We start from the raw sequence: 25,300 nt of genomic DNA, 5'->3' as shown, positions 1-25,300 counted from the left end.
GGGCACCTCGTCATGACAAATCGCGCCCGCCCCCGCACGGCGTGCGTCTTTGCCGAGCAAGGTTATCCCGACTACTGGTCAAGTCTCGATCACTCGCAGTTGCAGGTTCCTGCAACTTTTCGCGACCACGTGCGGACCAACCGTCACCTACAATCAGGTGTTTGTATCAGACTTTCGGGCCGGCAGTGGCCGGCCACCGAGTACCGAGCTGAAATGGGGAAGTACCGTGGGTGGACCAGCTAGCGGGGGTATGACCGGTGGAGATCTTCCTGGTCTGGATGCGTTGTCGGCGAAGCTGAAGTCGTTCGCGGAGGAGCTCGCGCAACTGAAGGCCGCCGCGGGCAAGGTCGTCGTCGGCACCGCCTGGACCGGCAAGCACGCCAACGAGTTCCGCGTCGCCTGGACCCAGTGCCAGAAGAACATCGGCCTGATCGAAACCGACCTCGCCAACGCCGCCTCCGCAGTCCAGAAGAACCGCCAAGCCATCACCATCGCCACCGGCGGCCAGTAAACCAAGCGTCCGCCCAGTGCCCGCGAGCCGGCCGAGGAAGTCCTTCTCGGCCGGCTCGAGCAACTCCTGACGGCTGCCGCTGTTTGCGTTGCGATCGCGAGAAGTCATGACTGATGCCAAGCCGGTTCCATCCAGTCAGCGACCGTGGCGGCTCGGCACCTGTACGCGCGGAACCATCCCGACGCGAGGCTGATCCGGCCGAAGAACTGACCTGGCGCATCTGGCGTGGGATAGTTGCTGGCTGGACATGATCGTCCACGGATTGTGCGATCCAACCAATGTCTACTCGGGGAGAGTGGGATGTCGTCAGCTCGGACGCTCAGCGGTGCGGTGCTCGCGGCCTGTCTGGTCGCCGGTCTGGCCGGATGCGGCGGAGCGGACAAGGACAAGGCGGCCGAAACGCCCCAGACGCCGTTGCTCCCCGCCAGCGCGCCACCGTCGTCCACACCGCCACCACCCAAGCCCGTCGACCCGACCCCGGCCGCCAAGACCAAGATCATGGCCGACTACAAGGCGTACATCGCGGATCGGTCACATGGCACCGTGACCAACAAGCCGAGTTATCCGTACGAGAAGTTCATGACCGGCAACGCGTTGTCGGCGCTGAAGTCTTCGGTCGGCGGGATGTATCTGATCGAGTCGAAGTTCGGTGGCAGCATCACCTTCATCAAAGGCCGGGTCGCAGTGATCAATCTGAAAGCCAAGCCGGCCACCGCTACGGTGTACGCCTGCGTCATCGACGACTTGACCCTGACCAGCAAGAAGGGCGAGGTCAGGAAGTCGGGGGGTATCCGCTTGTCCAACCATGACCAAGTGGTCCTGATCGGCGGCCGGTGGAAAGTGACCGAGACTCAGACCAATAAGCCGGAGACGGCCGGATGCGCCTGATCACGCCGGTCATTCTCGGAGTCGCCGGATTGATCGCCGGCGCGGCGATCCAGTGCCTGCCGGCCGCCGCTGGCATTCGTTGCGATCCAAGTGGCGGGCTCACCACCGATCAGACGTCGGCTGATGGAGGTCTGACTTGTCCGACGGTTCCGGGTGAGAAGGATGGTGGGGACGAGGGGCGGAACGGGAAGTCGGTGAGTCGTGGGAGGCCGGCGTGTGTCTGGGTGCCGAAGCCGGATTATCAGCCTTCGCCTGGTGAGCCGGCTGAGGGGCAGGGTGGGCATTGGTATCAGAAGTTCTGCGCGTTCGGGCAGTACAAGACGATTGCCGATCTGCAGCGGGCGCTGGGCGATATCCGGGTTTCGGACATGCGGCAGAACGGGCTGATCCGCAGGGCCGGGCTCGATATCCAGTTCTTCAAGACACCACCAGAGATCCCGCGACGTACGCCCTTGCAGGTGATGCAGTCGGTGGTCGGCTCGTTGCCGTTCGCGAAGCCGTACCTGGCGGTGAACCCGATCGCCACCCGGCAGGTCATCGGAGTCCCGACCTGGGTCTGGCTCACCGATGACAAGGGCCGGTACGTGCCGGGTCGTTACGAGCAGAAGTCCAAGACCATCTTTCTCGAGGGGTACGCGCTGCAGTGGCGGATCGTCCCGCAGATCAGTCTGACCCCTGGTGACGGCGGCCCTGCACAACCCTGTCAAGGTGCCGGCATTCCATGGTCCACCGCTACCGCGAACGATCCGGCAGCCTGCACTGTCACCTACCAGCACAGCGGCAGCTACGCACTCACGGCCAGCGTCGGCTGGACAGTCCAGTGGTGGCTCGCCAACACCCGCCAGCAAGACCTCACCGGCCCCACCAACACCACCACCCACCAACTAACCATCAGCGAAATCCAAACCATCACCCGCTGACCATCACCATCGGCGGCCGCCGCCGGGCCAACGCCCTGAACAAACCAGCACAACCACCTCACCAACCCTCGTTCCTGGTTGGCAGGCTTCGGCCCGGGATCACGGGGTGTTGGTGGGGCCGCGCGGAGTGGGCGGAGGTGGGGGCGGTGAGTCGATCATCCGCTGGCATTCCTTGGCTCCGGCGAAGAGCGTCCCGTCTTTCAGGAGCCAGCGTGGCGAGGTGCTGGTGGTGCCGTCGACTGCCGCGTCGGTGGTGAGGAGGAATGTAGATGTTTCGAGCGCGACGTCACCCACTAGGTGGTCGCCGGCGGGGCCGGTGATGTCGACTGCTCCGTCTCGTCCCATGTATCGCACGGATCGGTCATCTACGCAGTAGGCCACGGTCGCTTTCGTGGATGTCGTGGTTGTCACTGAGAGGATCTCGATGACAGCCGGTCCAGCCAGGCCGATGGTGTCGGTATTCATCGGGTTCTCTGGCGCACCAGGCAGGACCGCTTTGGCGTAGACCGGGTCGATGATCCAACGATGCGACTGGAACCGGAACCGAGCGGTGATGTACTGACTGAAGCTTGTGCGGACTTGCGCCTGGGTCGCAGACAACGGCTTCGTGAAAGGCTTGATCTGCACCGAAACACTAGATGACTCCAGTGAGGTCGGCGCAGGGGTAGGGGACGTTGGGGTATCGGCGACCGGCGTGCTGGAGTGCGGATCGGATGAGCCGCATCCGCCAAGGGCCAGAGCTGTCGCAATCGCCATTGCCGAAACGACTGCCCCGTGTGGTCTTCTTGTCGCGAGCTTCCGCGCGTCAGTCACGTGCTACCAGCCTGGGCTGGCCGGCAGGGTTGGTGGCGGCGCGGAGGTGGGACGGTTCGGCCGCTTGTCGTTGGCGTAGGTAATGGGGTACTTGATGGTCGGATGACTCTTCTTGAACCAGGCAATGCAATCGGCTGGTGGAGCAGCGAACTCACGGTTGTAGGCGATCCAACCGCCGAAGACGTTGTCGCTCGGTCCCTTCAGCCAGCTCGAGTACGGCCTGCCGCCGACCGGGGATGGGGCGGAGTCCGCGACGAGCGCTTGTCCCGCGCGTGCTGGGCTAGCGGTTGTCGGCCCACCCTTCCGCATGTCCAGGGTCTGTACCACGAGCGCTATCTCGGCGCGGTGAAACTTGCCGGCAGACGTGAAGTAGGACCCGTCCCAGCCGTCGACACAGACACTGGCATTGAGGTGTCCATCGGTGACAGTGATCGATCGGATCAGGAGACGCTCGGTTCCCGCGCGCTGGAGGCCGTCGTCTGCCGGCATCAGCTCATTCAACAGGTCGGCCGAGGTCGCTTGCGGAAAGCCTGGGTAGGAGACCAACGCCCCCTGAAACAGCACAGCTGACTCGAACCATCCACGAACCGTGCGGGCGTCCGCTGAGTCGATTGGGATGCCTGACGCAGCTGACCAGATCCAGGACTGGGGAAGTCCGACCGGCTCAGCGGGCGGCTGCTTGTCGTCGGCGCGCGCCGAACAGCCGACCAGCGTCAGAAGCGAGAATGCTGCGACCCCGATCGCCTGCCGGCGACGGCACCAAATGGCACGAGGCACGTCTGTTGCCCTTTCCCTTCAGATCGAGAGCCGCTCAGTTGAACATTCTGTCGTTCCTTCGGTTCAGAAGCACCCTTGATGTCACGAAGCGGTACTCGTCCAGGTAGGACGTCAGCTTCTCTGCGGCACCTGGCACGCTCGAGACCGAGTCTATGTAATGCGCTGCCAATTTCGATCGATCCCAGCTGGGGATCTCCGCGGGCGAGAGGAGGTGCGGGGGAGTAGTCTCGCTGCGCAAGTCGATCGGCAGATCTCCAAGTTTGAGCTGCCCGGACTCGATCAGGGCTTTGACGAAGTTGTATCGGACGATCAGCGCTCCGCCGGTCGCTCCGGCAGGATTGATCCCGTCGAACTTCACGGTCTGAGGTTCGGCCGGATCCCCGCCGCCGGAGATCGCATGGGCGAGTATTCGGTCCAGCATGTCAACCGGGTCGAGTCCAGGGAACGACGGGAGTTCGGTCCCGAAGCCTTTGGTGACGAAGCCCGCGACGGCGCTGAGCGCCTTGCCTCTGAGTTCGTCGGCCGCCTTCGCGGCTTCAGCGGTGTCTGCATTGAGCTCGAACGCGACATTGATAAAGGCTGCTTCGAGAAGCGCCTGCAGCCTGCCTGCCGGATCGGCACCCACTACGAAACGGCCGCCCACCGGATGCCTGAGGGTGTCGTGGATGCCCGCCACATTCTGGAGGTAGATGGCTCCGGCCAGAGACTCGGCGGCGAGTGGGTCGGTAGCAACGAGGGTGAACAGGCGCGCACTGGCCTGTTCGTTGCTCTCATCGTTCGCCACCTCGTCGATGAATGCCGCGATTCCGCGAGCGAGGCTCCGGGTGATCTCGGGGCTGACGACGCCGAGGGCTGGTCGGGTCGCTTTCGCCAGGACGTCAATGACCCGCTGCTCGCCGGCCTGGATATCGAGCTCGGCCCTGAGCACGGATTCGTCCGTGAGCGTCTTGAAGACGCTGTCCCAGGCCTGACTCGCGAGCTGCTGGCGGGCGGGGCTTGCTGATCTCTTCGCGTCGGCGATCCAGTTGAGCGTCTCGGACACGGCCTTACCACCGTCGCTCCAGACATGTGTGGTGAGGGCGACCAGAAAGTCTTTCGAGGTCGTGTAGCCCTTGTAGATTCCCTTGGAGACATCTGCCGGCTGCTCCATGTGCTGACCGGTGAGGAGATCATGCATGGCCTGCTCGTTGCGGCTGGAAATGTGGAGGAAGACTCGCGCGAGCTCATCACTTGCCGGCGGGTTGTACGAAGTCGGGGTCTGCAGCCGCCGGTAGGCCGGAATCGATTCTGCTGCCGAGATCGCGAGACGCTTGCTGAGTACCAGACCCGCTCGGTCGGCCGGATCTGCCTGGGCAAGAAAGGCGGCGAACGGCGCGGCCTTCTCGCCGCCTTCAGGTGCCCAGCCGCCGTCGGGCATACGGAAGCCCGCGAACTTGTCCTGGGCGGCTTCGCGGACGAACGCTGGGAGCCGGTTCCATCCGCCTCCCCGTGACTCGTCCGAGAGAGTCAGCAGGGCACCTGCAGCTGCTGCCGCAAGCTTCTCCCTGACCTTGGCATCAACGGCCGTGGGGATGACCTCGCCGGGCGTGTAACTGGTTCTGGTCGGGGCGATCCAGTTGTTGTCGTCCCGGAGATAGCCGGGGAGTTTGTACACGTCCTTGCCCAGGCGGCCGTAGTAGGTCTCAAGGAACAGGACCTCGTCGGGATCGAGTCGGCCCTTGGTGCCGCGGATGCGCTCGAGCGCATTGACGGCAGCGAGCACTCCGTCACGGCTGCCGGGTTTGCCGTCGAGCCCTGCCTTGGTGTTATCGACCGCAAGGTTGGCTGCTTGCTTCGTCGCCGCGCCGGAGTCTTCGGGTACGGAGAGCAGGCTCGTGTTGGGGGTGAACGACATGCCCTGGGATGCGAGTAGGGATGCGGCGGATTGGCGGCGGCGTAGCATTGGGAGTTGCTCGTGGAGCCACCGTGAGACGTTGCCGAGGTCGTTGATCGGCGCGGTGGAGACGCCGGCCTTTTCGAAGTCGGGCTTGAGGCGTCGGAGTTCGGTGGTGATGGCGGCTTCGATCGCGGCCAGGTCCTTGATGACTCCGGCGAGGACCGTGGGGTTGATACCGCAGAAGCCGTCGCCGTCGCCGTCGCCGGAGCGGCCGGACTCGGGTTTATCGGCCACCGTGGCCTCCGAGCTTGGCGCGCCAGCGGGCTGCTTCTTCTGGAGTACACGTTGCCGGGGTGCGGCGGAGTAGTTCTTCGACGCCGTCGTTGAGGGCTCGGACACCGGCTACGTACTTGGCTGCCTGTTTCGAGAACTCGCCGGCCCAGAGGGTGGCTGTCGTGCTGGACCAGGCGCTGCCGTTAGCGATCGTTACAGCCGGCCGCTGCTGTTTGTTGTGCAGTCGCTCCTGGGCTGCCTGTACGCGCTTCAGCAGGGCGTTCAGGTACGCGTGCAGCGGGTTCGGCACCGTGCCGCCGGCCGCGGCGGTTTCACCTGAGGTCTGAGCCACATCGGCTCACACTACACAGTGCTACGGGCCGCTACCGCCTGAGTTGCAGGAACCTGCAACTCAGGCGCCGGGTTACGCTGACGGCGTCGCGACCTGGATGCGCTGCCAGGAGCCGGTGGTGATCATGATGGCGCGGCCGGGCGGGGAGCCGGTGGGGAGGCCGGTCGGGAGCATGACGCCCAGGATTTCGGCATCGTCGTACTTCTCGGCCGCGAGCACCAGGCCGGTACGTGATCGCTTGATGGCGGCGGCCGGCCCGACGTACATGCTGTTCAGTTGGGCGGTCGTGCCGGCGGCGATGACGAGGTTGCCGGTGTCGCGGAACTGGCCGAGGCGAGACTCGATCAGCTCCGCGAGGGGCGTGTGTTCGCCGATGAGTTCCAGGTCGTCGATCACCAGGGCGTGCGGCGTCCGCAGGCCGTCGAGGACGGCCGCGAGTTCGTTGCTGTCGGCATCCGCTCCGAAAACGCGGACCACGCCTTCGGTACCAGGGAGATCGAGCAGCGGGCTGCGCCTCGGGGCGACGGCAACGACCTGCCGGCCGCGCGAGATCATCGACTCGATCAGGGTGAGGAGCGCAGTACTGCGGCCGGACCGGGTCGGGCCCGCGACCAGAATTCCCGGCCCGTGTACGTGCGCGTCGAACGCCCGGAGGCCGAGGGTGTCGCCGCCGACGCCGGCCAGGATCTCGGAGTCGCCGAGTGCCGCCGGGCCGAGCGCCAGCGCCGCCGTCGTACTGATCGTGACCGGCAGCGGGTCGACCCGGAACGGGCGGGTCGCGAAGGGGATCTCGGCGAGTGGCGTGGACCGCGCGGCGATCTCGTGCAATGCCGCGACCTGCGCGGTGCCGGAGTCGTCGTCGGTCAGCAGCGCTACCTGCGTTTCGAGCCCGCCCTCGGCCCGGAACCCACGGCCCGGCGGGAAGGTTTGCGGTACGTCCTTGATCGCCATCCCGATGTTCAGGAAGTCCGCCGAATCAGCCATCCGGAGCATCAGTTTGTCCTCGAGCAGCGTCGAGATCGGTCCGGCCAGCACCGACTTGTCGGCCGTGAGGATCGTCTTCACACCGACGGCGGCGCCTTCCTGCAGGATCTGGAACCAGTCGTCGTACAGCCGCCCGCCGGCGGTCTGCTCGAACGCCGCTCGGAACGCCTCCCACCGATCGAGAAGGATCACGAGGTACGGCAGGCGATCGGCCGGAGTACACCGGCGGCGCTGCTCCGCGATGTCGGCGAACCCACTCGCCGCGAGCTGCTGCTGACGCCGCCCGATCTCGGACTTCAGCCGATCCGTCAGGCGCATCAGCCGGTCCAGCTGATCACGCGCGACCACCGCACCCGTATGCGGGAGGTTGATCAGCGGGAGCAGCGCATTGTTGCCGCAGTCAACGCCATACAGGTGTACGTCGCTGGGCCCGGCGAGCCGCGCGATCGATGCGGCGATGGCGCGCAGCGTGGCCGAGCGGCCGCTGCGCTGCGTACCGACAATGCCGAACGGTCCGGGCGAGTTCAGGTCGTACGCGGCAGTGGCACGCGCTTGTTGATGCGGAACGTCGCACAGACCGAATGGAATCGGCGGCACCCGGCCGTCGTCGTCGAGTTGGCCCGGCTCGAGCTGGTCGAGCGTGACGCGAAGCGGCAACGGCGGCAGCCAAGGGCTCGGTGGCGTCGCCACGCCGGTCAGGCGCGCGGACTCCTGCAGACTCCGGACCAGAACAGCCAGGTCCGTGGGCGTCATCGGATCGTCATCGTGCGAGTCGGCTTCAAGCGTGACCGGCCGGCCGAGCTCGTGCCAGGGTGCGACGCGCGCCAGCACCGATGACGCGACGAGCGCCGGTGGCCTGCCCCCGACCCGGGACGTCTGGAACGGCACCAGCGACGAGTGGCCGAGCCGCGCGTACCCGCGACCGGGCGTCGACTTGCCGATCCGGGCCGCGTCCGGTGCCTCGATCACGTCCGTACTGTCGCCGGCGTCGGTGACCCGGAGGGCGATCCGCAGGTTCGTGTTCGCCTTGATGTCGTTGGTCACCACGCCCGCCGGCCGTTGGGTGGCCAGGATCAGGTGTACGCCGAGCGACCGCCCGCGACGCGCGATGTCGACGATGCCGGTGACGAAGTCCGGGAGTTCGGTGACCATGGCGGCGAACTCGTCGATGACGATCAGCAGCCTCGGCATCGGCTCGTCGCCCGGCGCCATTCGCTCCAGGTACTCCTCGATGTCCTTCGCGTCGGCCGCCTTCAGCTGACGTTCACGGCGATGGAGCTCGGCGGCCAGCGACGCCAGTGCGCGCGTGGTCAGGTGGCCGTCCAGATCGGTGACCATGCCGACCGTGTGCGGAAGGTGGTTGCAGTCCTTGAAGGCCGCACCGCCCTTGTAGTCGACGAGAACGAAGTTCATCTCGTCCGGACGGTTGCCGATGGCAAGCGAAGCGATCAGGGTCTGCAGCAGCTCGGACTTACCGGCGCCGGTGGTGCCCGCGACCAGGCCGTGCGGTCCGTCCCGAACGATGTCGACGACGAAGTTGCCGTCGATACCCTCGCCGAGCAGCGCCTGGGTCGTACGCCCGCGCACTTTCCAGAGCGCGGCGATCTGTTCCGGACCGGGTGGGTCCATGCCCAGCACCGACAAGAGCCGGCTGCCGTCGGGTAGCGCGGCGCCGCCCTCGCCGCCGGAGACGTCTCTGATCGGGGAGAGGGATCTCGCCAGTCGATCAAGCCATTGCGAAGTGACCAGATCGGCCCGGATGCCGTCGATCGGGCGCGCGCCCGTACGGCGAAGGCGCCACCACGAGCCGTGCGGGGTGACTACCGCCTGAGCTTCGTCGGGGAGCTGACGCTCGTCGGCGTCCAGACAGATGAACCGGACGCCGACCGACGGACCGTCGCGCAGGAGCGCCACCACTCCGGGTAGCAGCCGAAGGCGGCGGGCGCCGTCCATGACGACCACGAGCTGCTTCGCGAACGCGGGCGGTTCGGAGCCGGCATTGCCGAGTGATTTGCGCCGGGCCTCGACGAGCGCGGTGAGCTCGGCGATCCGCCGGATCGTGGTCTCGTCATCGTTGCCCACGGCATCGAGGTACCCGTCGTCCTCGCCGCCGCGCAGATGCGGCAGCCAACGCGTCCAGGCCCAGTCCGCGGCCGAGTCCGGCGGGCAAAGGACCATCAGGCGTAGCGTTTGCGGGCCGTGCAACGTCGCAAGTTGCCCGGTCAGCCAGGCGCCGAGGCGCTGCGAGTCGCCGTTCGGCGCGGCGATCCCCAGGACTCCCACGGATGCCAGGGGGACGGTCGCCGGTACGTCCGGAGCAGTCCAGGTACGCCGCCGTACGTGGCTGTCCTGAGTCGCGTCCTCGACCACAACCTCGCTGGCCAGGTCCGCCGTACCGAGCCGGAGCTCCAGCCAGTCCGGATCGGTCGGGCGACGTTCCCAGAGCCGGGAGCGTGGGCCCGTCGCGAACAGCAGCAGGCTCGCCGCATCTGGTACGTCACGCCGGCGGGCCTCGCGCTCGTCGGCCAACGCGTCCATGGCTGCTGCTTCGATCCGGCGTTTCCGGTCCCGGTACTCAGCCAGCTGCTGCTTGTAACTCGTTTTGCCTTCGCGGCGGCTCTGGAAGTACTGGCCGATGTAGAGGAGCGGCGAGAGCAGACCGAAGAGGAGCATGCCTGGCTGCCGCAGGAACACCGCCATCGCGACCGACGCGACCAGCGGCAGGGCCATCATCATCAGCGGGAAGCTCTGCCGGCGCGGCTTCTCGGGCTCGGCCGGCAGGTTGAACTCGGTCAGCCGCGGTGGTGGCAGGAGCCGTGGTGGGCGGTTGAAATCGAGGATTCCGCCATTGGGGCTGGCGGACAGTGAGGCGTCCGGAGGCTGGACGGCCGCGAGCTCAAGGACGACCGGGCCAATTGTCAGCTGCGAACCTGGGGCCCAGGCACGGCCGGACCATTTGTTCGTATCGGACTGCGGGCGACGATCTACCTCAAGCAACGCTGCTCGATGGCCAGGTTGCAGCATTTCGACTGCTTTGCCGTCGCCAGGGAGCACGATCGGGCCCGCGGCGGGATCGTGCGGCCGGTCCGGCGCCGGCGCGGAGCCGGGGACGTCGGACCGAAGCGTTACTTCACCGGCGGTCGTCACGGTCACCGTACCGACCGAATCCGGGATGCCCGCTCCCGCGAGACGAATGGCTGACTCGGCAGTGGTTCCGATCGTGTAGCTTCCGATCCCCAGCCGGTGTACGCCGCCGGCGCCCGGGCCACTGACGACACGGATCTCGATCAGCCCTTGCGGCTCTCGGGGCAGACAGCCACGGGAGTCGCCGAGGCTGACGACGCAACCTTCACGCAGCGGCGAGCCGGCGATCGTGGCGCCCGGATCGACAAGTGCACCGCCGACGTAGATCGGGGGTTGTACGCGGGCGCCGTGCAAGCTCGTCACCGAGGCCGTTCCCGGCGGTGACGCCAGTCCGCCGACCGCCGCGACAAGCTGCGGCACGATTGCGGATACCAAGGCATCGGCATCGGCCTTGACAAGCACATCCGCCCGTACGCCGAGCGCGGGGTCGACCACGGTGAGCACAACCTGCATTCGCCTGTTTCCCCGTCCGTCGCACCGACTGTCAAACAGAGACTACGACGTGTCAGGCCCGCCCACCGCCGAACCCGGCCGAGGGAGCAATTGAGCTCAGACTGAATTCTTCTGGCGGGGCTCGGTCGGCTGGTTGACACTGTCTCGACCTGTGTCCAGAAGAGCTGGGGAGTGGTTGTGCCGAGTGTCAGCCAGGGGCAGTACCAGCGTCGGGTGTGGCCGCGGGCGTTGGTGGTTCGGGCGGTGGTTTGTGCGGTGCTGGCGGCGTGGCTTGTCGTGGCCGGCGTACGGAGATTGCGGCCCGGGTACCAGCCGCGATGTGGTCGTACGTTGATGCCGTCGGTCGGCTTTGGTTGTCAGCGTGATGGCACTGGCGACATCGTGAGCTTCGCGGACAAGCTGGCGGATGCGCATCGGGTCGCGTACTTCGAGCTGGCGCTTGCCGGTGTGCTGGTGCTCGTCGCGATCACGTCGGTGATCAAGGCGAAGCGCCTGCATGCCGAGGCGACTGGTTCGGGCGGGGTGCGTTCGGCGCGGAAGTACGACCTGCGGCGGGTTGAGGCGGCACTGACGCTGGCGAGTCTTCGCGATGAGCGGAACCTGCTCCGGCCGGAGTACGAGGAGCTGAAGCGGCGCGGGTACCGGGCCGGGCAGAACCCGCCGGAGCAGTGGGCGGCGGTGGCCCGGCGATGGGCCGAAGTGAATGCCGAGATCGAGGAGCTGCGCTCCGAACTTCGCGACGACGCGGGTTAAACCTCACCTCAAGGGAGGTAACCTAGAGTGACGACATGAGTGAGGGGAGTCGGCGCCGTGGTATTGCGGATTCACTTCACGCCTGAAGATCTCCTCAAGGTACGGGTCGCCGGGTCGCCGCATCCGCTCTGGGAGCTGGTGCTCAGCATCAACAGCCTGCAGCAGCCGGAGCTCCCGCTGCGCTTCCGTGGCTGGCGGGACCGCGTGCTGCGCCGGGCCCGGGAACAGTCCGGCGGGGCGTTGAGTCTGCAGGCCGCGTGTTCGGTAGTTCCGCTGGCGGGGAACTTCGCGGACCTGCTCACACCGAACCTCGACGAGCCGGACCCGCAGGCGCATTTCGACAGCATGCTGGCGTTACCGAAGCCGGTGGTTCAGGCTGATCTGACGCGGACGTACCGCAAGGGTTCGAGAAGGCGCGAGCGTGCTACGCGGCGAGCCTGGTGGCTGGTGGTGTCGGGGCGCTGCTCGATGATCTGCATCCGTCCGTGCGCTGGCAGTACCCGGTGCTGGAGGCGGACTACGGGTGTGAGCTGGATCTGTGGTTGGCGGGCCGTGGACTGGTGATCGTGCCCGTGTACTTCAACTACGGCCGGCCGATCACGCTGATCGACGGCGAGCTGACGCCGACGCTGGTATGTCCTGCAGTGCGCAGCGAGACGGCTGCGCTGGCGGGTACTGCCGCCGCCGGCCTCGATGAACTCGCGAACCTGATCGGCCGCTCACGTGCGAACATCCTCGCCGAACTGGACATCGCTACGTCGACGCAGACCCTCGCCCGCCGGTTGAACCTCACCCCCGGGGCAGTCAGCCAGCACACAAAAGTACTCCGCGAAGCCGGCCTTCTCACCACCACCCGCACCGGCCAGTCAGTCCGCCACACCCTCACCACCCTCGGCCGTACACTCCGCGGCGGCTGACCAAGTTAATGGAAATGGTTTTCGTGTTTGGTAAGGTGGCTGGACTGACGAAGGGACGGACAGATTTCCAGCCAGCATGAACTTCACGGTGACCAGGGGCACGGGCATGGGCATGGTCACGGGCATGAGCACGCGCATGAGCATGGGGCGGCGGCGCGGTGGCTTGGGCGGGCGGAGCTTCGGTTGACGGAGCGGTTGCAGAGTGGGAAGGCCAAGCGGGTTAGGGCGATTGGGCTGAAGGCGGGTGCGGTCGCGATCCGGGCGGCGGCGTTCGTGGTGTGTCCGGGTGACGACATCGCGGCTGCCGCGATGCCCGCGGTCAGCCAGCTGACCGGTCATGGCGATGAGCATCATCATGAGGAGGTCGCGGTGTTGCCGCGGCAGCCGGTGGTGGTCGCGAGACTACCGATGGACCGGCGCGAAGGTGGGCCTGATCCGGGTCCAAACCCCAATCCTCCTCCGACTGGTCCAGTCGACGCGGATCCTGCGGCGTGGGACGTGGCGAGCCTCTACCGGACCTTCGTTGTCGAAGGCATCGCACCACCTGGCTCACAACCCGCGGCCCCGACCGGCCAGTCGGCGGTGCGGCCGCCGGCTCAGAACCACCGCGAGGGACCGGCAGCCACGCGCTGAAGCTTGGGGGTCCGACCCGCCTGTCCACTCTTGTTGTGGGTTCTCCACCCGCATACCAGTAGAGAACCCACAACAAGGGTGGAGAACCCGCCGTTGCCGGGGCTTGCCTGGTCGGGTGGTGAGTTGGACGGAAGTGGGGTTGGAAAGTTGTTGGGGGGGACGAGGCGGGTGGGGGGGTGGGGCGGGCAGGATCGGGGGTGGGGTGGCTGGTCGGCGGTGTCGGTGGCGACGGGCGGGCTGGTCGGCGATGGAGCCGGGTTGGGTGGCGCCCCGTGGAGCCGTGTTGTCGTGAAGTGAATGGAGCCTTTATGTACGTCGATCCCGACTACCTCGAGCCGGACCTGGATGAGGTGTATCGGCTTGTCGAGGTGCATCCGTTTGCGACGCTTGTGACGGATGTGCCGGAGCTGCGGATCGCTCATGTGCCGGTTCAGGTACGGCGTGATGCCGATGGTGTACGTGAGTTGGTGGCGCATGTCGCGGGGGCTGATCCGTTTGCGGAATCGGTTCGGTCGGGGGCGCGGTTGTTGGTGAGTGTGGTTGGGCCGGCGGTTTATGTCAGTCCTGGTTGGTACGCCGACCGCGGGTTGCCGACGTACAACTTCGTGGCGATCGAGATTCGTGGGACGTGTGTGCCGATGGATGATCCCGACGCCGTCCGCGCGCACCTGATGCGGCTGACCGCCGACCACGAGCGGGCCCGCAAGCCCGGCAACGGCGATCGCGAGGCTGGCAACGGCGATCACGAGCAGGCGCGTGAGGGTGGTCGGTGGGTGCCGGATGGGTGGGCTCGGGAGCGGATTACCGAGTTGCTGCCTGAGCTGCAGGCCTTCACGGTGCGCATCGACAAGGTCACCGCGAAGCTGAAGTTGAGTCAGAACCGTACGCCCGGCGACCGGTTGGGCGTACTAGCTGCTCTCGATGCGTCGCCGTCCAGTGCGGATCGTCAGGTGCATGATCTGATGCACGCCAGGTTCGACGCCGCCGGTCATCCCCGCGACGACGCCGGCCGGTGAGCCGAGCGACGCCGACGGTCATTCGCGTCCGCGGGGGACGGGTCAGTGAGTGTCGGCGTCGGGTGGGCGTTGGGGGAAGTCCGTGGGTGGGAAGAGGCGGAGCTGGAAGGACAGGGCGAAGCGTTCGTCGGCGTCTTCCAGGTCGAATCTGCCGATCTCGCCGAGTCGCTTGAGTCGGTAGCGAAAGGTGTTCGGGTGTACGTGGCTGGCCGCGGCTGCCTTGGTGATGTCGGCGTTGGCGTTCAGCCACACCTGGAGGGTTTCGATCGTCGTGGTCTTGCGCGTCGCGTCGTGTTCGAGGAGCCGGGCGTACGCGCCGGTTGGCCCGCGTCCGTCGGCTGCCGCGAGGTGGCGCAGTTCGGAGAGCATCGACTCGACCTCTACGTCGACGGATCGCGCGACCGTACGGCCGTCGATCCCGGATGACAGCAGCCGCGCCGTACGCTCGGCGTCCACCCGCGACCGCAACAGTTCCTCGGGGCTCATGGACATCCGCCCGATCCCGATGAACAACGGCGTACTCGCCGCGCGTTGGCGGAGGAACTGCTGGCAGGTGCGGTCGAGCGCGAGGTCGGCCTGCTCGGTGCGCTGCAGCGGAACGATCGCGTAGATGAGGCCGTTCATGATCGCGACCGCGGAGCCCGGCCAGGACATTGCCAGATGCAACGAGAACGCGGCCGCCGTGCGCTGCAGCTGAGCGACCGAGTGTGCCTGCAGGTCGGGCTTTTCGAGTGCGCCGGAGTCGGCTCCGCGCTGGGCGGTGGCGGCCGCGACGACGAGTGGCCGGTCGGCGAGGCCGAGGCGCTGCAGCGCGTCCCGCCCGGCGGTGCCGGCTTGGAGCGCCGCGGCCACCAGATCGGTGCGTACGCGTTGGGCAAGGTCGTTTTCGGCGCGCATCTGCAACAGGTGCAGGGCAACCAGTCGTGATGCGTCGAGCAACAGCTGGTTCTTGTCCGGGCTGAGCGGCTCCCGTACGACGGCCCAGATCGTACCCAGGAACTCGTCACCGGCCCGAACGGCCACCACGATCCGGGGCAGTGTCGGCCGGTCGTCACCGACGTCGATCGGCTGCAGGTACACCGGACCGACCGACCGCTGGATCGCCTGGTTGGCGCCGCGTGCTTCGTCGGCGCTGGTGTACACGTCAGGTACGCGCCGGTCGAGGATCGTCTCGATCCTGATGTGGTCGGCCTCGACCTGACGATCGGAGAACGCGAGCACGGTGGCGCTGCGGTCCTCGATCGTGACCGGCGCGTCGATCAGGGCGCAGATGGCGTTGGCCAGGCCGAAGAGGTCACCGTTGGCGAAGCCGCCGAGTGTCTCGGCGCCGGACGCGCCTTCGGTCCGGGCACTCATGACCGTTTCCAGCAGCGTGATGAGCTGGTGCCAGCCGACGGACGGACTCAGTCCGAGCAAGCAGATCCCGGCCTCGTCGGCCTGCCGCAGAACGTCGTCAGGCAGGTCGACCGGAAGGCGCAGGACCAGGGCGACGGCGGAGTGCGAACCGATTCGATCGAGTACGCCGGCAACGTCCGACTCGCCGACGCCCACGCCGAGGACCAGCGCGCCGGCCGGCGGCACCCCCTGGTCGGCGGCATCGAAGATCGCGATGCTCTCGACGGTCGCGCCTGGGTCCGGGTCCGGACCCAGGGCTCGCAGCAGGTCGCCGCCGACGGTGGCCAGTAGCCGTGCCAGCAGCGGGCGCGGTGCTCGGATCATGTCCAGATCGTGCCAGGAATTCGCGCCTGGGGACCGCATGCTGGGGTCGGCCATGGTCAGAGGGTCTCATCCGTACGCCTGCCGTGAAAGCGTGCCGAGCTACGGGGTTGTGGCCCGAATCTTGGCGGGTTGCACAAATAGCAGGGTTCAGGGCTCCAGCAGATACGCGCCCGCGCGGAGGAAACCGGTGACCCGATACCCGTCGGCGAGCAGATCGGTCAGCGTGTCGCGGAGAGCCACGCGCCATAAGCTTTCCAGCTCAGGTTGTGCCGCTCGTACTGTTTCGATGTCAGGCGGTACCTGGACGACGACGCGCTGTGGCTCGACCCCGCGTACGTGCACGGTCTCCGGACGGCCGTCCGGGCGCACGGCAAGAGCGAGCTGACCCGCTTCCGCCAGGGTGCATTGCACCCCTGCTCCGCCGGCCGGTTTCGGCAGGTGCCAACGCATGATCGCGCGGTCGGACTCGCTGTGGGCGTTGAGCGAGTCCTCCATCGCGCCGTAGAAGTTGGCCTCGTAGCTCACCAGGTCGGCTCCGAGTCGCTCGATGTTGAAATAGGCGTTGCGGGCAACCAACGGGTCGAAGGTCCACTCCACCCATTCCGATCCGACCGCGAGTGCCCAGGCCCGCTGGTGCAGCTTGACCGCGTACCCGACGCCGCGTCCTCGCGATCCCTTTTGTACGGCGGCAACGTGACTGTGCAGTGTCTGCCGGTCCGGCGTCGCGAAGAAGCCGACGGAGGCGCCGACAGCCTGGTGGTCCCGGACGGCGATGCCCAGGTAGTTCCCCGCGTGTGACATCGCGATCAGGAGCTCTTTCGGCATTGTCGAGCGCCCATGCGGCGGCTGCCAGGTCGAGTCCAGGACGTCTTGGAGCTCCTTGATCTGTTCGACCGAGGCAGCGGTCGTCATGGTGACCCCGGCCGATCGTGCCGCCGCGACGGCAGCTGCTTCGGCCTCCGAGAGGGCGTCCGGGCGGACCTCCATAGGGCTCCTCCACTTGATTGAACGGCTGCGCGGCCCGGTCCGGGCGTCGCAGTCAGAACCATCGCTTGTCGGCGTCCGCCCGCGCACCGGGACAATGGCAGAAATCCCCCGGCCCGGTTGGGAGGGATCTACAAATGGCGTTCGCGGTCCGTACCCGCGTGATCGCGCAAATCGGGGCGTGGCGACCGGATGGAATCGACCGGCCGGATTCGTATGATCTCCCAAAGACAGCCTGTCGCGGAGCTCCATATCATCCGCTGGCATGGACATGAGCAACGGCGTCGACGAGGTGGTCGAGCACATCGGCGCGCTGGTGCGCTGGGAGTCCCCGTCGGACGATCTGGACGCACTCAGCGGCTGCGCGGAACTGGTCGACGACATCGGTGCCGAGCTGATGGGCCAGTCGGCCGAGCTAATCGAGGTGGGTGGACGGTCGCACCTGCGCTGGTCGTGGGGCGAGGGCCCGCGCCGGGTTCTGGTACTCGGCCACTATGACACCGTCTGGCCGGTCGGCAGTCTGCGCGACCACCCGTGGTCGGTCTCGGACGGTGTACTGCGTGGGCCGGGGTGCTTCGACATGAAAGCCGGAATCGTCCAGGCGTTCTACGCGGTAGCCGAGCTGCCGGTCGCGTTGCGAGACGGTTTGACCATCCTGCTCACCGCGGACGAGGAGATTTCGGCGCCGACTTCGCGGGACCTGATCGAAGCCGAGGCGGCCGGACTGTCCGCCGTGTTCGTCACCGAGCCGAGTGGCCCGGGCGGCGCGCTGAAGACCGCACGCAAAGGGATGTCGCGGTACGTGGTGAAGGCGATCGGCCGATCCGCGCATGCCGGACTGGAACCCGAGAAGGGCCTGAACACCACTCTCGAACTCGCCGAGCAAGTACGCCGGATCGCCACGTACCAAGATCCGGAGACCCAGACCACGGTGACGCCGACGGTCTTCACTTCGGGGACGACGGCAAACACCGTTCCGGACTCCGGCTCGGTCTGGGTGGACGTGCGTTCGGCGTCCACGGACCAGCTGGCCCAGATCCGTACCCAGCTGGAGAATCTGGTCCCGGTGACACCGGGGATACGGCTCGAAGTGGAGGGTGATCACCGCCCTCCGCTGGAACACACGATGTCCCGGGCGCTCTTCGAGCGAGCCGTGGCCATCGCTCGCGCGGGCGACCTGGGCGAGCTGACGGAGATCTCCGCCGGCGGGGTGTCGGACGGGAACTTCACGGCCGCTCTCGGTACGCCGACGCTAGATGGCCTGGGCGCGGTCGGTGCCGGTGCTCATGCCGACCACGAACACGTCGTCATCGACGCCATCCCGCAACGAATCGCGTTGCTGACCGGCCTGCTGAGGCCGGCCCCCTGAGAGCAAGGAGCCCAGACAATGACTCACGAAACCGGTAGGCGTGAATTTCTCAAGGGAGCATTCGTCCTGGGTGGCCTCACCCTGTTCTCCAGCCCGCTGCTGACGGCCTGTGCCGGTACGCCCGCCGAGGGTGGCGGCGGCGGAAGCCCGGTGCGGGGCGGCACGTTGACCGTCGCCCGGGCCGCGGACATCCTGGCCGTGGACCCCGCGCACATCGGCGACAACGAGGCGATCTGGATGGTCAGCAATGTCTACGAACGCCTGTACCGGACTTCGACCAGCGGCACGGCCGAGCCCTGGCTGGCCACTGCCCACACCTTGTCGGCGGATCGGCTCACCTGGACGTTCACGCTGCGGGACGGGGTGAAGTTCGCCGACGGCTCGCCGATGACGTCGGCGGACGTCAAGTTCTCGATCGATCGCACCACGAAGTCCAAGGACACCGGGTGGATCAATGTCGCGATCAAGTCGGTGGCGGCGCCGGACCCGAAGACCGTGGTGATCACTACCAAGTCCTACACCGACATGCGCGGCGTACTTTCCTTCTACGGCAATGGCATCGTGCCGGACAAGTTCGGTGGCCGTAGCGAGCAGGAGTTCTTCAAGAAGCCGGTCGGGACCGGTCCGTTCGTGATGACGTCATGGGCCGTCGGGCGCGAGGTCGTCCTCGACCGGAACGAGCACTACTGGCAGTCCGGGAAGCCGTACCTGGACAAGGTCGTACTCACCACGGTGAGCAACGATTCGACGCGTACGCTGCAACTGCGCGGGCAGCAGGCCGATGTGGTCGAGTCGCCGGCCTGGTCGCAACTCGACGAACTCAAGAGCCAGAACAACATCACCGTCCAGAGTTTCGACTCGACGCTGGTGTACTTCCTGCTGCTCAACACGACCACGCCACATCTGTCCGACCTCAACGTCCGCCAGGCCATCTCGCACGCCGTCGACCGGCCCGCGCTGATCAAGCTCGCACTGTTCGGCCACGCGCAGGCGGCGGGTTCGATGTTCGCTCCGAAGTGGCCTGGGTACGACCAGACGCTGACCGCGCCGCAGCGCGATGTCGCGGCGGCGAAGGCGGCGCTGTCGAAGTCGAAGTATCCGGACGGTTTCGAGCTCACGTACTCGATCGACGGCGGTGACGCCGTGCAGTCCGCGGTGGCCCAGTCCATCCAGACCAACCTGGCCGAGATCGGCATCAAGGTGAAGATCAGCCAGTTCGACCCCACCACGTTGTGGTCGCTGATCGACGAGGGCAAGTACGAGATCTGCCATCGCAAGCTGAGCCTCGACATCCCCGACACCGCCGAGAACGTACCCACGCTGTCCGATCCGGCGGTCGGTGGCTACGCCAAAGTTGCCGGGTACAACAATCCGGCGGTGGTTGACCTCGGCAAGCAATCCATCGCGATGTCCGATCCTGGGAAGCAGACCGCGGCGTACGCGGACCTGCAGCACAAGCTGAACGAAGAGCTGCCGTACGTTCCGCTGTACTACGTGCCCTGGAGCTACGCGATGTCTCAGCGGGTACACGACTTCGAGGTGCCGTCGACGGGTGATTACCACCTGGAGAAGACATGGCTCAGCCGTTGACGACCGCGCTCCTGCGCACTCGCGTCCGCGTACGCGAGAGCGGTGGAGCAGGTCGCGGCATGGCACTGACGTTGCGGGTGCTCCAGGCGATTCCGATTGCCTTCGGCGTGACGATCCTGACTTTCTTGCTGATGCACGCGATTCCCGGCGATCCGGCCCGGGCCGCGCTCGGTGACCGCGCGACCCCGCTCGCGATCGCGAGTCTGCGCAGCGAGTGGGGCCTGGACCGCCCGCTGGCCGTGCAGTACTGGCGGTACCTCGGCCGCGTACTGCACGGCGATCTGGGATCGTCCTTGTTCTACGGGCAGTCCACGCTGTCGATCATCGGTTCGTACGCCCCGGCGACTGCCTGGTTGATCGTCGTCTCCTGCCTGATGTCGGTGATCATCTCGGTACCGGTGGCCGCCGCCGCGGCGCTCACGAAGTCGCGGGTCGTCGACCAGATCATCCGGCTGGGATGCCAAATAGGACTGGGCGCGCCGGCGCCGTGGGTCGGCCTGATCCTGGTGCTGACCTTCGCGATCAAGGTGCGGTGGTTCCCGGTCGGTGGCTTCGGCAACGGTCCCGTCGCTCATCTGTCCGCGATGATCCTGCCGTCGCTCACCGTCGCGATCGGGATCGCGCCGCTGCTGATCAGGGCGCTGCGGGCCGAGATGCTCCAGGTGCTGGGCTCGGACTATGTCACGACGGCACGATCGAAGGGCCTCTCGGAGTCCCGGGTGCTGACCCGGCACGTACTGCGGAACGCCGCGGTGTCGGCCATCACGATCCTCGGCCTCAACATCGCCGGGCTGGTCAGCGGGTCGGTCATCGTGGAATCGGTCTTCGCCGTACCCGGACTGGGCAACCTGCTGGTCAGTTCGATCTCGCGGCGCGACTTCCCGGTCGTCCAGGGTCTGGCGCTGGTCTTCGCGGTGCTGGTGATCATCGTCAACCTGCTGACCGATTTCGTCCGGGCCGTCCTCGATCCACGGGTGGGGTTGCGATGATCATTTTGACGAACCGGGTCCCGGCCGAAGCTCTCACCAAGCGTCGCGTCCGGCCGCGCTGGCGTACCAACCTCTCGTTGTCGACCGGGATCGGGCTGTTGGTGTTCATCGGCCTGCTCGGTGTCTTCGCTCCGCTGGTGACCCGGCACGACCCGCTGGCACAGGACGCGGCGAATCCGTTGGCCGGCCCATCGGCCGCGCACTGGCTCGGGACCGACCAGCTCGGCCGGGACGTGTGGGCGCGGCTGATCTACTCGATCCGGATCGACATTCCCGTCGGCCTGCTGGCCGTGGTCGCGCCGTTCGTCATCGGCGTACTGCTCGGGCTCTTCGCCGGGTACTTCGGCACCCTGGTGGACACGGTCGTGATGAGGATCGCGGAGATCGTGCTCGCGTTCCCGTTCATGGTGCTGGTGATCACGCTGGTGTTCGTCCTCGGCTCCGGTACGACCAGCGTGCTGGTGTCCTTCACGATTCTCGGCTGGGTGGCGTACATGATGATCGTGCGTGGCGAGGTGCTCCGCGAGAAGCACGCCGAGTACGTCCTGGCCGCGCGCAGTCTCGGCTACAGCCGACGGCGAATCCTGCTCCGCCACCTACTGCCCAACGTCCTGACCCAGGCCGTCGTGTACGCGATGTCCAGCGTGGTCGGAACGATCATCGCGATCGTCGGCCTCGGGTTCCTCGGGCTGGGGATCGCGCCGCCGACGCCGGAATGGGGATCGATGATCGCCGACGGGACGCCGTTCCTCACCAGTCACTGGATCATCGCGACCGCTCCGGGGATCGCGGTGATCATCGTCGGGTTCGCGCTGTCGCTGTGCGGCGACGGCCTGGCCGACATTCTGCGAGGCGAGTGATCATGGCCGCGGAGCATCCGTTGCTGACGGTTCAGGGCCTGACGATCTCGACCGTCGGGCCGAATCCGGTGACCCTGGTCGACGACGTTTCGCTGAGCGTGCAGGCCGGCCAGACGCTGGGCCTGGTCGGCGAGTCCGGCAGTGGCAAGAGCCTCACCCTGCGATCGCTGATCGGGCTGCTGCCCCGCGGCGTCGAGGTCAGCGCGGGCAGCATCGACTTCGAGGGGCGCGAGCTGGCCGGCGCCACCGCGCGCGATCTTCGGGCCGTCCGCGGGCGGCAGGTCGGGATGATTTTCCAGGACCCGATGACCGCGCTGAATCCGGTGATGACGGTGGGCGCGCAGATCGCCGAGGCGCCGCGCTTCGAGCTGGGCCTGTCCCGCAAGGCCGCGTACGAGCGTGCCGTCGGGCTGATGTCGGAAGTGGGCATCCCTGATGCTGCCCGCCGGGCGCGGGCGTACCCGCACGAGTTCTCGGGCGGCATGCGGCAGCGGGTGATGATCGCGGCCGCGCTGGCCTGCTCGCCGCGGATTCTGCTCTGCGACGAGCCGACGACGGCGCTGGACGTGACCACCCAGGCGCAGATCCTGAAGATCATCGAGTCGTTGCGGGTGTCCAATGAACTGGCCGTCGTCTTCGTCACGCACGACCTCGCCGTGGTCGCCCAGCTCTGCGAGCAGGTGGCGGTGATGTACGCGGGCCAGATCGTCGAGGCCGGCCGTACCGCGGAGATCTTCCGCGCGCCACGGCACGCGTACACGCTGGGACTACTGCGTTCCGCGCCGGATCTGGTCGTCTCCCGGGACCGGCTGCATTCCATTCCGGGCCTGCCTCCGGATCCGGCCCAGGCCAGTCGTGGCTGCCGGTTCGCCCCGCGCTGCACGTTCAGCGATGCCCTTTGTACCGAAGGAAACCTGGCCCCACTGCCGCTGCTGTCCTTCGGGTCGGGTGAACGGCGCTGCCGGTGCGTGCATCAGGACGTCGTGGCCCGATCCGTCGAGGAGGAACCGGTGATCAAGGATGCCTGAGCTGCTCGAAGTCGAACACCTGAAGGTCCGCTACGGCCAGGCCCGGCGGCGGGAAGGTGATCAGCGCTGGATCGTCGACGACGTCAGCCTCAGTGTCGGCGCCACCCAGTCGCTGGCGATCGTCGGTGAATCGGGCTGCGGCAAGTCGACCTTGGCGCGTACCGTCGTCGGTCTGCTTCCGCACAGCTCGGGCACGATCCGGATCAACGGTACCGAGGTCGGGCAGCGGCGGCAGTTGTCCCAGCGGCGGGTGGTCCAGCTGGTCTTCCAGGACCCGTACTCGTCGCTCAATCCGACCATGACCGTTGGTCAGACCCTCATTGAGGCGCTTCGCGTGCATCGCCGGGCCGAAGGCACGGCCGCGCGGGCCCGGATGCGTGAGTTGCTGGACCTGGTGCAGCTGCCGGCCGCCCTTGCGGATGCGCATCCAAGGCAGCTCTCCGGAGGACAGCGCCAGCGGGTGTCCATCGCGCGGGCGCTGGCGCCTGAGCCGGAGCTCCTGGTCGCGGACGAGCCGGTGTCTGCTCTGGACGTGTCGGTCCAGGCTTCGATCCTGAATCTCTTCGCCGATCTGCGCCGGGAGATCAACCTTGCGCTGCTGCTGATCTCCCACAATCTCGCGGTCGTCCGGCACGTCAGTGAACGAGTCGCGGTCATGTACGAGGGGCGGGTCGTCGAGTCGGGCCCGACCGACTCGGTGCTCACCGCGCCGAAGCACGAGTACACCGAGCGGCTGCTGGCGGCCGTGCCCTCGCTGGTGCCGAGGGCGGGAGACCTGCTCAGGGAGTGAGCTCCCACATCACCGTGGTGAGCGCGACCAGGTCGTCGGGGGTCGCGAGGTCCGCTTCCACGGTGAGTCGATCGAGGCGGCGTACGCCGGGAATCATGGCAACGATCTCGGTGTGCGCCGGCTGCTGCAGGGTCACCTGGAGGTGCAGTCGCTCCGGCACCGGCGGTACCTGGAATGCACCTAGGCGCCGGACGGTGTCGCCGGCCGTGGTCCGGATCAGCTCGCAGGCGCGCCGGGGATGGAGGTTCACGGCGCTCAGCTGGCCGACGGACTGCTTGACGCTCGCCGTCGCGATCCCCGGATAACGTTTCTCGACCCACTGGCAGATCTGGTCGTCGCCGGTCACCAGACCCACCGGTACTCCCAGTGCGGCGGCCTGGAGGATCGCGACGTCGGCCTCGGACGCCGTTTCGCCGTTGATCAGGTACCGCGCGAAGCACTCCGACAGCGTGTGGGAGAAGATGCCGGGCTCGTTCGCCGCCGGGTGATAGCCCAGCAGCATCGCGACGTCGTGCCCGGACTCGAGCCCCTGCATCATGCATTGCGGCTTGGGCCGGCCGAGCAGGAGCGTCGCACGCTCGTCCAGCTCGTCCGGCAGGAGATTGTCCATGGTGCCGTGCGCGTCGTTGATCAGTACCTCGGTGGCACCGCCGTCGAACGCGCCGGCGATGGCGGCATTCGCTTCAGCCGTGATCAGCTGCTGCGCGCGCGGGTAGTTGTGCCCGCCGCGATAGGCCTGATCGGCAGTGGTGACACCGGCAATGCCCTCCATGTCGATGGAGATGTAAACCCGCATGCTGCACTCCTCTTCCAAAGGCGGTCAGAACTAGATGCCGAGCCCGTGCACGGCCAGGTCGAGGAAGCTCGCCAGGTAACGGTTGAGCTCCTCGGTACTGGTGGCGGTCGCCGCGACCGTCCGTGGTCGCGGGCGGCGCGCGCCGGGTACGACAGCGGCGTACTCGGTCATCGACGTGGTCAGGAAGTCGATCTCGAGTTCGTAAGGTGGCTCCGGCGCGAACGCGGCCGGCAGCGGCGAGCGAAGGGCCGCCGCGGCGTTCTCGGTCAGCACGTTCCGGGCCTCGGCCGGCGACAGGCTGCGCATGGATCGATAGCCCAGACCTTGCTTGACGGCCACCGTACGCACCCCCGGCAGGGCCGCGGCGGCCTGCCCGCAGGCGGCGTCGTCCCCGCTGACCAGGACCACCGGTACGCCCGCGCCGCCGGCGATCGCGGCGTTGAACTCCGTTTCGCCCCAGGACGCGCCGTTGACCCGCAGATCGGCCACGGTGGCGCTGGAGAAGCTGTGTTCCAGGACCGCGCCGGCCGTTCCTGCCATCGCGTGATAGCCGATGAACATCGCCGCGTCGAAGCCGGCGTCGATCCCGTATGTCATGCCGTTCGGCCGCTTGACCGAACCGATCTGCAGCTGGGCCCGATCGTCCAGATCGGCCGGTCGCAGATTGCACAGGTCGCCGTGCGAGTCGTTGACCACGACAACCTCGGCGCCGGCGTCGAACGCGCCGGCGATGACGGCATTCGCCTCGCCGGCCATCAGCGTACGGGAGTGCTCGTAGTCATCGGTGCCGCGATTCACCTGCCGGCGGTCCGCGATTCCCGCGACGCCTTCCAGATCGATCGAGATGTAGACCCGCATCGAGTTT

The 25,300-nt window shown here is 67.1% G+C and carries 23 protein-coding genes; 14 read left to right on the top strand and 9 right to left on the bottom strand.

The genetic code is table 11. The annotated features are described in order from the left end of the window. Window positions 1–250 precede the first annotated feature (250 nt). The 3 genes from HDA44_RS16530 to HDA44_RS16520 all read left to right on the top strand — a co-directional run bounded on the left by HDA44_RS16530 (window position 251) and on the right by HDA44_RS16520 (window position 2,319). On the top strand, window positions 251–511 hold the full coding sequence (locus HDA44_RS16530) for a hypothetical protein (RefSeq protein WP_184835371.1): 261 nt from the start codon (window positions 251–253) through the stop codon (window positions 509–511). A gap of 300 nt (window positions 512–811) precedes the next feature. After that, on the top strand, window positions 812–1,399 hold the full coding sequence (locus HDA44_RS16525) for a hypothetical protein (protein WP_184835369.1): 588 nt from the start codon (window positions 812–814) through the stop codon (window positions 1,397–1,399). After that, window positions 1,390–2,319: a hypothetical protein gene (locus HDA44_RS16520; RefSeq protein WP_184835367.1), complete on the top strand. Its 930-nt coding sequence runs from the start codon at window positions 1,390–1,392 to the stop codon at window positions 2,317–2,319. Before HDA44_RS16525 ends, HDA44_RS16520 begins: the two co-directional genes overlap by 10 nt. Before the next feature lie 99 nt (window positions 2,320–2,418). Here HDA44_RS16520 and HDA44_RS16515 read toward each other — a convergent pair whose 3' ends face one another. From HDA44_RS16515 to HDA44_RS16495, 5 genes are all read right to left on the bottom strand, one after another. Beyond that, window positions 2,419–2,946 (bottom strand): hypothetical protein, encoded by a 528-nt coding sequence (locus HDA44_RS16515; RefSeq protein WP_184835365.1) that lies wholly within the window; start codon window positions 2,944–2,946, stop codon window positions 2,419–2,421. Between the two features lie 189 nt (window positions 2,947–3,135). Next, on the bottom strand, window positions 3,136–3,909 hold the full coding sequence (locus tag HDA44_RS16510; RefSeq protein ID WP_184835363.1) for a hypothetical protein: 774 nt from the start codon (window positions 3,907–3,909) through the stop codon (window positions 3,136–3,138). A 34-nt stretch (window positions 3,910–3,943) separates the two neighbouring features. Next, a complete protein-coding gene (locus tag HDA44_RS16505; protein WP_184835361.1) occupies window positions 3,944–6,079 on the bottom strand; it encodes a TPR repeat domain-containing protein in 2,136 nt (711 codons plus the stop codon). Next, window positions 6,069–6,410: a hypothetical protein gene (locus tag HDA44_RS16500; RefSeq protein WP_184835359.1), complete on the bottom strand. Its 342-nt coding sequence runs from the start codon at window positions 6,408–6,410 to the stop codon at window positions 6,069–6,071. Before HDA44_RS16500 ends, HDA44_RS16505 begins: the two co-directional genes overlap by 11 nt. Before the next feature lie 72 nt (window positions 6,411–6,482). Then, a complete protein-coding gene (locus HDA44_RS16495; RefSeq protein ID WP_184835357.1) occupies window positions 6,483–10,991 on the bottom strand; it encodes an FtsK/SpoIIIE domain-containing protein in 4,509 nt (1,502 codons plus the stop codon). A gap of 177 nt (window positions 10,992–11,168) precedes the next feature. On the opposite strand from HDA44_RS16495, the gene HDA44_RS16490 reads away from it, so the two are divergent. The 5 genes from HDA44_RS16490 (at window position 11,169) to HDA44_RS16470 (ending at window position 14,310) form a co-directional block, all read left to right on the top strand. Then, window positions 11,169–11,744, top strand: a complete 576-nt coding sequence (locus tag HDA44_RS16490) for a hypothetical protein (protein WP_184835355.1) — start codon at window positions 11,169–11,171, stop codon at window positions 11,742–11,744. A gap of 57 nt (window positions 11,745–11,801) precedes the next feature. Then, window positions 11,802–12,308, top strand: a complete 507-nt coding sequence (locus HDA44_RS16485; RefSeq protein ID WP_184835353.1) for a hypothetical protein — start codon at window positions 11,802–11,804, stop codon at window positions 12,306–12,308. Beyond that, a complete protein-coding gene (locus HDA44_RS16480; protein WP_184835351.1) occupies window positions 12,305–12,661 on the top strand; it encodes a helix-turn-helix domain-containing protein in 357 nt (118 codons plus the stop codon). Before HDA44_RS16485 ends, HDA44_RS16480 begins: the two co-directional genes overlap by 4 nt. A 183-nt stretch (window positions 12,662–12,844) precedes the next feature. Continuing rightward, window positions 12,845–13,294 carry a hypothetical protein gene (locus HDA44_RS16475; protein ID WP_184835349.1) on the top strand — a complete coding sequence of 150 codons (450 nt, stop codon included), beginning with the start codon at window positions 12,845–12,847 and terminating at the stop codon, window positions 13,292–13,294. A gap of 308 nt (window positions 13,295–13,602) precedes the next feature. Next, entirely contained in the window at window positions 13,603–14,310 is a 708-nt protein-coding gene (locus tag HDA44_RS16470; protein WP_184835347.1) for an FMN-binding negative transcriptional regulator, read from the top strand. A gap of 42 nt (window positions 14,311–14,352) precedes the next feature. Here HDA44_RS16470 and HDA44_RS16465 read toward each other — a convergent pair whose 3' ends face one another. Together HDA44_RS16465 and HDA44_RS16460 are read right to left on the bottom strand one after the other, a co-directional pair. Further along, window positions 14,353–16,029, bottom strand: coding sequence for a PucR family transcriptional regulator (locus tag HDA44_RS16465; RefSeq protein WP_184835345.1), 1,677 nt, complete (start codon window positions 16,027–16,029; stop codon window positions 14,353–14,355). Window positions 16,030–16,176: 147 nt separating this feature from the next. Continuing rightward, window positions 16,177–17,016 (bottom strand): GNAT family N-acetyltransferase, encoded by an 840-nt coding sequence (locus tag HDA44_RS16460; RefSeq protein WP_184835343.1) that lies wholly within the window; start codon window positions 17,014–17,016, stop codon window positions 16,177–16,179. A gap of 262 nt (window positions 17,017–17,278) precedes the next feature. Between HDA44_RS16460 and HDA44_RS16455 the strand changes: the two genes are divergently transcribed. Genes HDA44_RS16455 through HDA44_RS16430 form a run of 6 tightly spaced genes read left to right on the top strand, consistent with a single transcriptional unit; the run spans window position 17,279 to window position 23,639 of the window. Next, window positions 17,279–18,382: a M20 family metallopeptidase gene (locus HDA44_RS16455; protein WP_202887397.1), complete on the top strand. Its 1,104-nt coding sequence runs from the start codon at window positions 17,279–17,281 to the stop codon at window positions 18,380–18,382. Between the two features lie 18 nt (window positions 18,383–18,400). After that, the gene (locus HDA44_RS16450) at window positions 18,401–19,972 is read left to right on the top strand and encodes an ABC transporter substrate-binding protein (RefSeq protein WP_184835341.1); all 1,572 of its coding nucleotides are present in this window, start codon (window positions 18,401–18,403) and stop codon (window positions 19,970–19,972) included. Next, window positions 19,957–20,961, top strand: coding sequence for an ABC transporter permease (locus HDA44_RS16445; protein ID WP_184835339.1), 1,005 nt, complete (start codon window positions 19,957–19,959; stop codon window positions 20,959–20,961). The genes HDA44_RS16450 and HDA44_RS16445 overlap by 16 nt, the downstream gene beginning before the upstream one ends. After that, window positions 20,958–21,821, top strand: a complete 864-nt coding sequence (locus HDA44_RS16440) for an ABC transporter permease (RefSeq protein ID WP_184835337.1) — start codon at window positions 20,958–20,960, stop codon at window positions 21,819–21,821. Before HDA44_RS16445 ends, HDA44_RS16440 begins: the two co-directional genes overlap by 4 nt. A 2-nt stretch (window positions 21,822–21,823) precedes the next feature. After that, complete coding sequence (locus tag HDA44_RS16435) at window positions 21,824–22,849, top strand: ABC transporter ATP-binding protein (RefSeq protein WP_184835335.1); 1,026 nt, start codon at window positions 21,824–21,826, stop codon at window positions 22,847–22,849. Next, the gene (locus HDA44_RS16430; RefSeq protein ID WP_184835333.1) at window positions 22,842–23,639 is read left to right on the top strand and encodes an ABC transporter ATP-binding protein; all 798 of its coding nucleotides are present in this window, start codon (window positions 22,842–22,844) and stop codon (window positions 23,637–23,639) included. Before HDA44_RS16435 ends, HDA44_RS16430 begins: the two co-directional genes overlap by 8 nt. Here the strand turns inward: HDA44_RS16430 and HDA44_RS16425 are convergent. Beyond that, on the bottom strand, window positions 23,629–24,435 hold the full coding sequence (locus HDA44_RS16425) for a M55 family metallopeptidase (RefSeq protein WP_184835331.1): 807 nt from the start codon (window positions 24,433–24,435) through the stop codon (window positions 23,629–23,631). The genes HDA44_RS16430 and HDA44_RS16425 overlap by 11 nt on opposite strands. Window positions 24,436–24,465: 30 nt before the next feature. Then, window positions 24,466–25,293: a M55 family metallopeptidase gene (locus HDA44_RS16420; protein ID WP_184835329.1), complete on the bottom strand. Its 828-nt coding sequence runs from the start codon at window positions 25,291–25,293 to the stop codon at window positions 24,466–24,468. Window positions 25,294–25,300 lie beyond the last annotated feature (7 nt).

The sequence above is a fragment of the Kribbella solani genome, assembly GCF_014205295.1.
GTDB classification, from domain to species: domain Bacteria; phylum Actinomycetota; class Actinomycetes; order Propionibacteriales; family Kribbellaceae; genus Kribbella; species Kribbella solani.
This window is presented reverse-complemented; position numbering and strand designations above follow the sequence as displayed.

What these genes read in the sequence shown, in the direction of transcription:
- HDA44_RS16465 (WP_184835345.1), bottom strand. Translation starts at nt 16,029, where the DNA reads ATGATCCGAGCACCGCGCCCGCTGCTGGCACGGCTACTGGCCACCGTC.
- HDA44_RS16525 (WP_184835369.1), top strand. Translation starts at nt 812, where the DNA reads ATGTCGTCAGCTCGGACGCTCAGCGGTGCGGTGCTCGCGGCCTGTCTG.
- HDA44_RS16470 (WP_184835347.1), top strand. Translation starts at nt 13,603, where the DNA reads ATGTACGTCGATCCCGACTACCTCGAGCCGGACCTGGATGAGGTGTAT.
- HDA44_RS16430 (WP_184835333.1), top strand. Translation starts at nt 22,842, where the DNA reads ATGCCTGAGCTGCTCGAAGTCGAACACCTGAAGGTCCGCTACGGCCAG.
- HDA44_RS16495 (WP_184835357.1), bottom strand. Translation starts at nt 10,991, where the DNA reads ATGCAGGTTGTGCTCACCGTGGTCGACCCCGCGCTCGGCGTACGGGCG.
- HDA44_RS16520 (WP_184835367.1), top strand. Translation starts at nt 1,390, where the DNA reads ATGCGCCTGATCACGCCGGTCATTCTCGGAGTCGCCGGATTGATCGCC.
- HDA44_RS16445 (WP_184835339.1), top strand. Translation starts at nt 19,957, where the DNA reads ATGGCTCAGCCGTTGACGACCGCGCTCCTGCGCACTCGCGTCCGCGTA.
- HDA44_RS16460 (WP_184835343.1), bottom strand. Translation starts at nt 17,016, where the DNA reads ATGGAGGTCCGCCCGGACGCCCTCTCGGAGGCCGAAGCAGCTGCCGTC.
- HDA44_RS16425 (WP_184835331.1), bottom strand. Translation starts at nt 24,435, where the DNA reads ATGCGGGTTTACATCTCCATCGACATGGAGGGCATTGCCGGTGTCACC.
- HDA44_RS16530 (WP_184835371.1), top strand. Translation starts at nt 251, where the DNA reads ATGACCGGTGGAGATCTTCCTGGTCTGGATGCGTTGTCGGCGAAGCTG.
- HDA44_RS16420 (WP_184835329.1), bottom strand. Translation starts at nt 25,293, where the DNA reads ATGCGGGTCTACATCTCGATCGATCTGGAAGGCGTCGCGGGAATCGCG.
- HDA44_RS16455 (WP_202887397.1), top strand. Translation starts at nt 17,279, where the DNA reads ATGGACATGAGCAACGGCGTCGACGAGGTGGTCGAGCACATCGGCGCG.
- HDA44_RS16440 (WP_184835337.1), top strand. Translation starts at nt 20,958, where the DNA reads ATGATCATTTTGACGAACCGGGTCCCGGCCGAAGCTCTCACCAAGCGT.
- HDA44_RS16435 (WP_184835335.1), top strand. Translation starts at nt 21,824, where the DNA reads ATGGCCGCGGAGCATCCGTTGCTGACGGTTCAGGGCCTGACGATCTCG.
- HDA44_RS16450 (WP_184835341.1), top strand. Translation starts at nt 18,401, where the DNA reads ATGACTCACGAAACCGGTAGGCGTGAATTTCTCAAGGGAGCATTCGTC.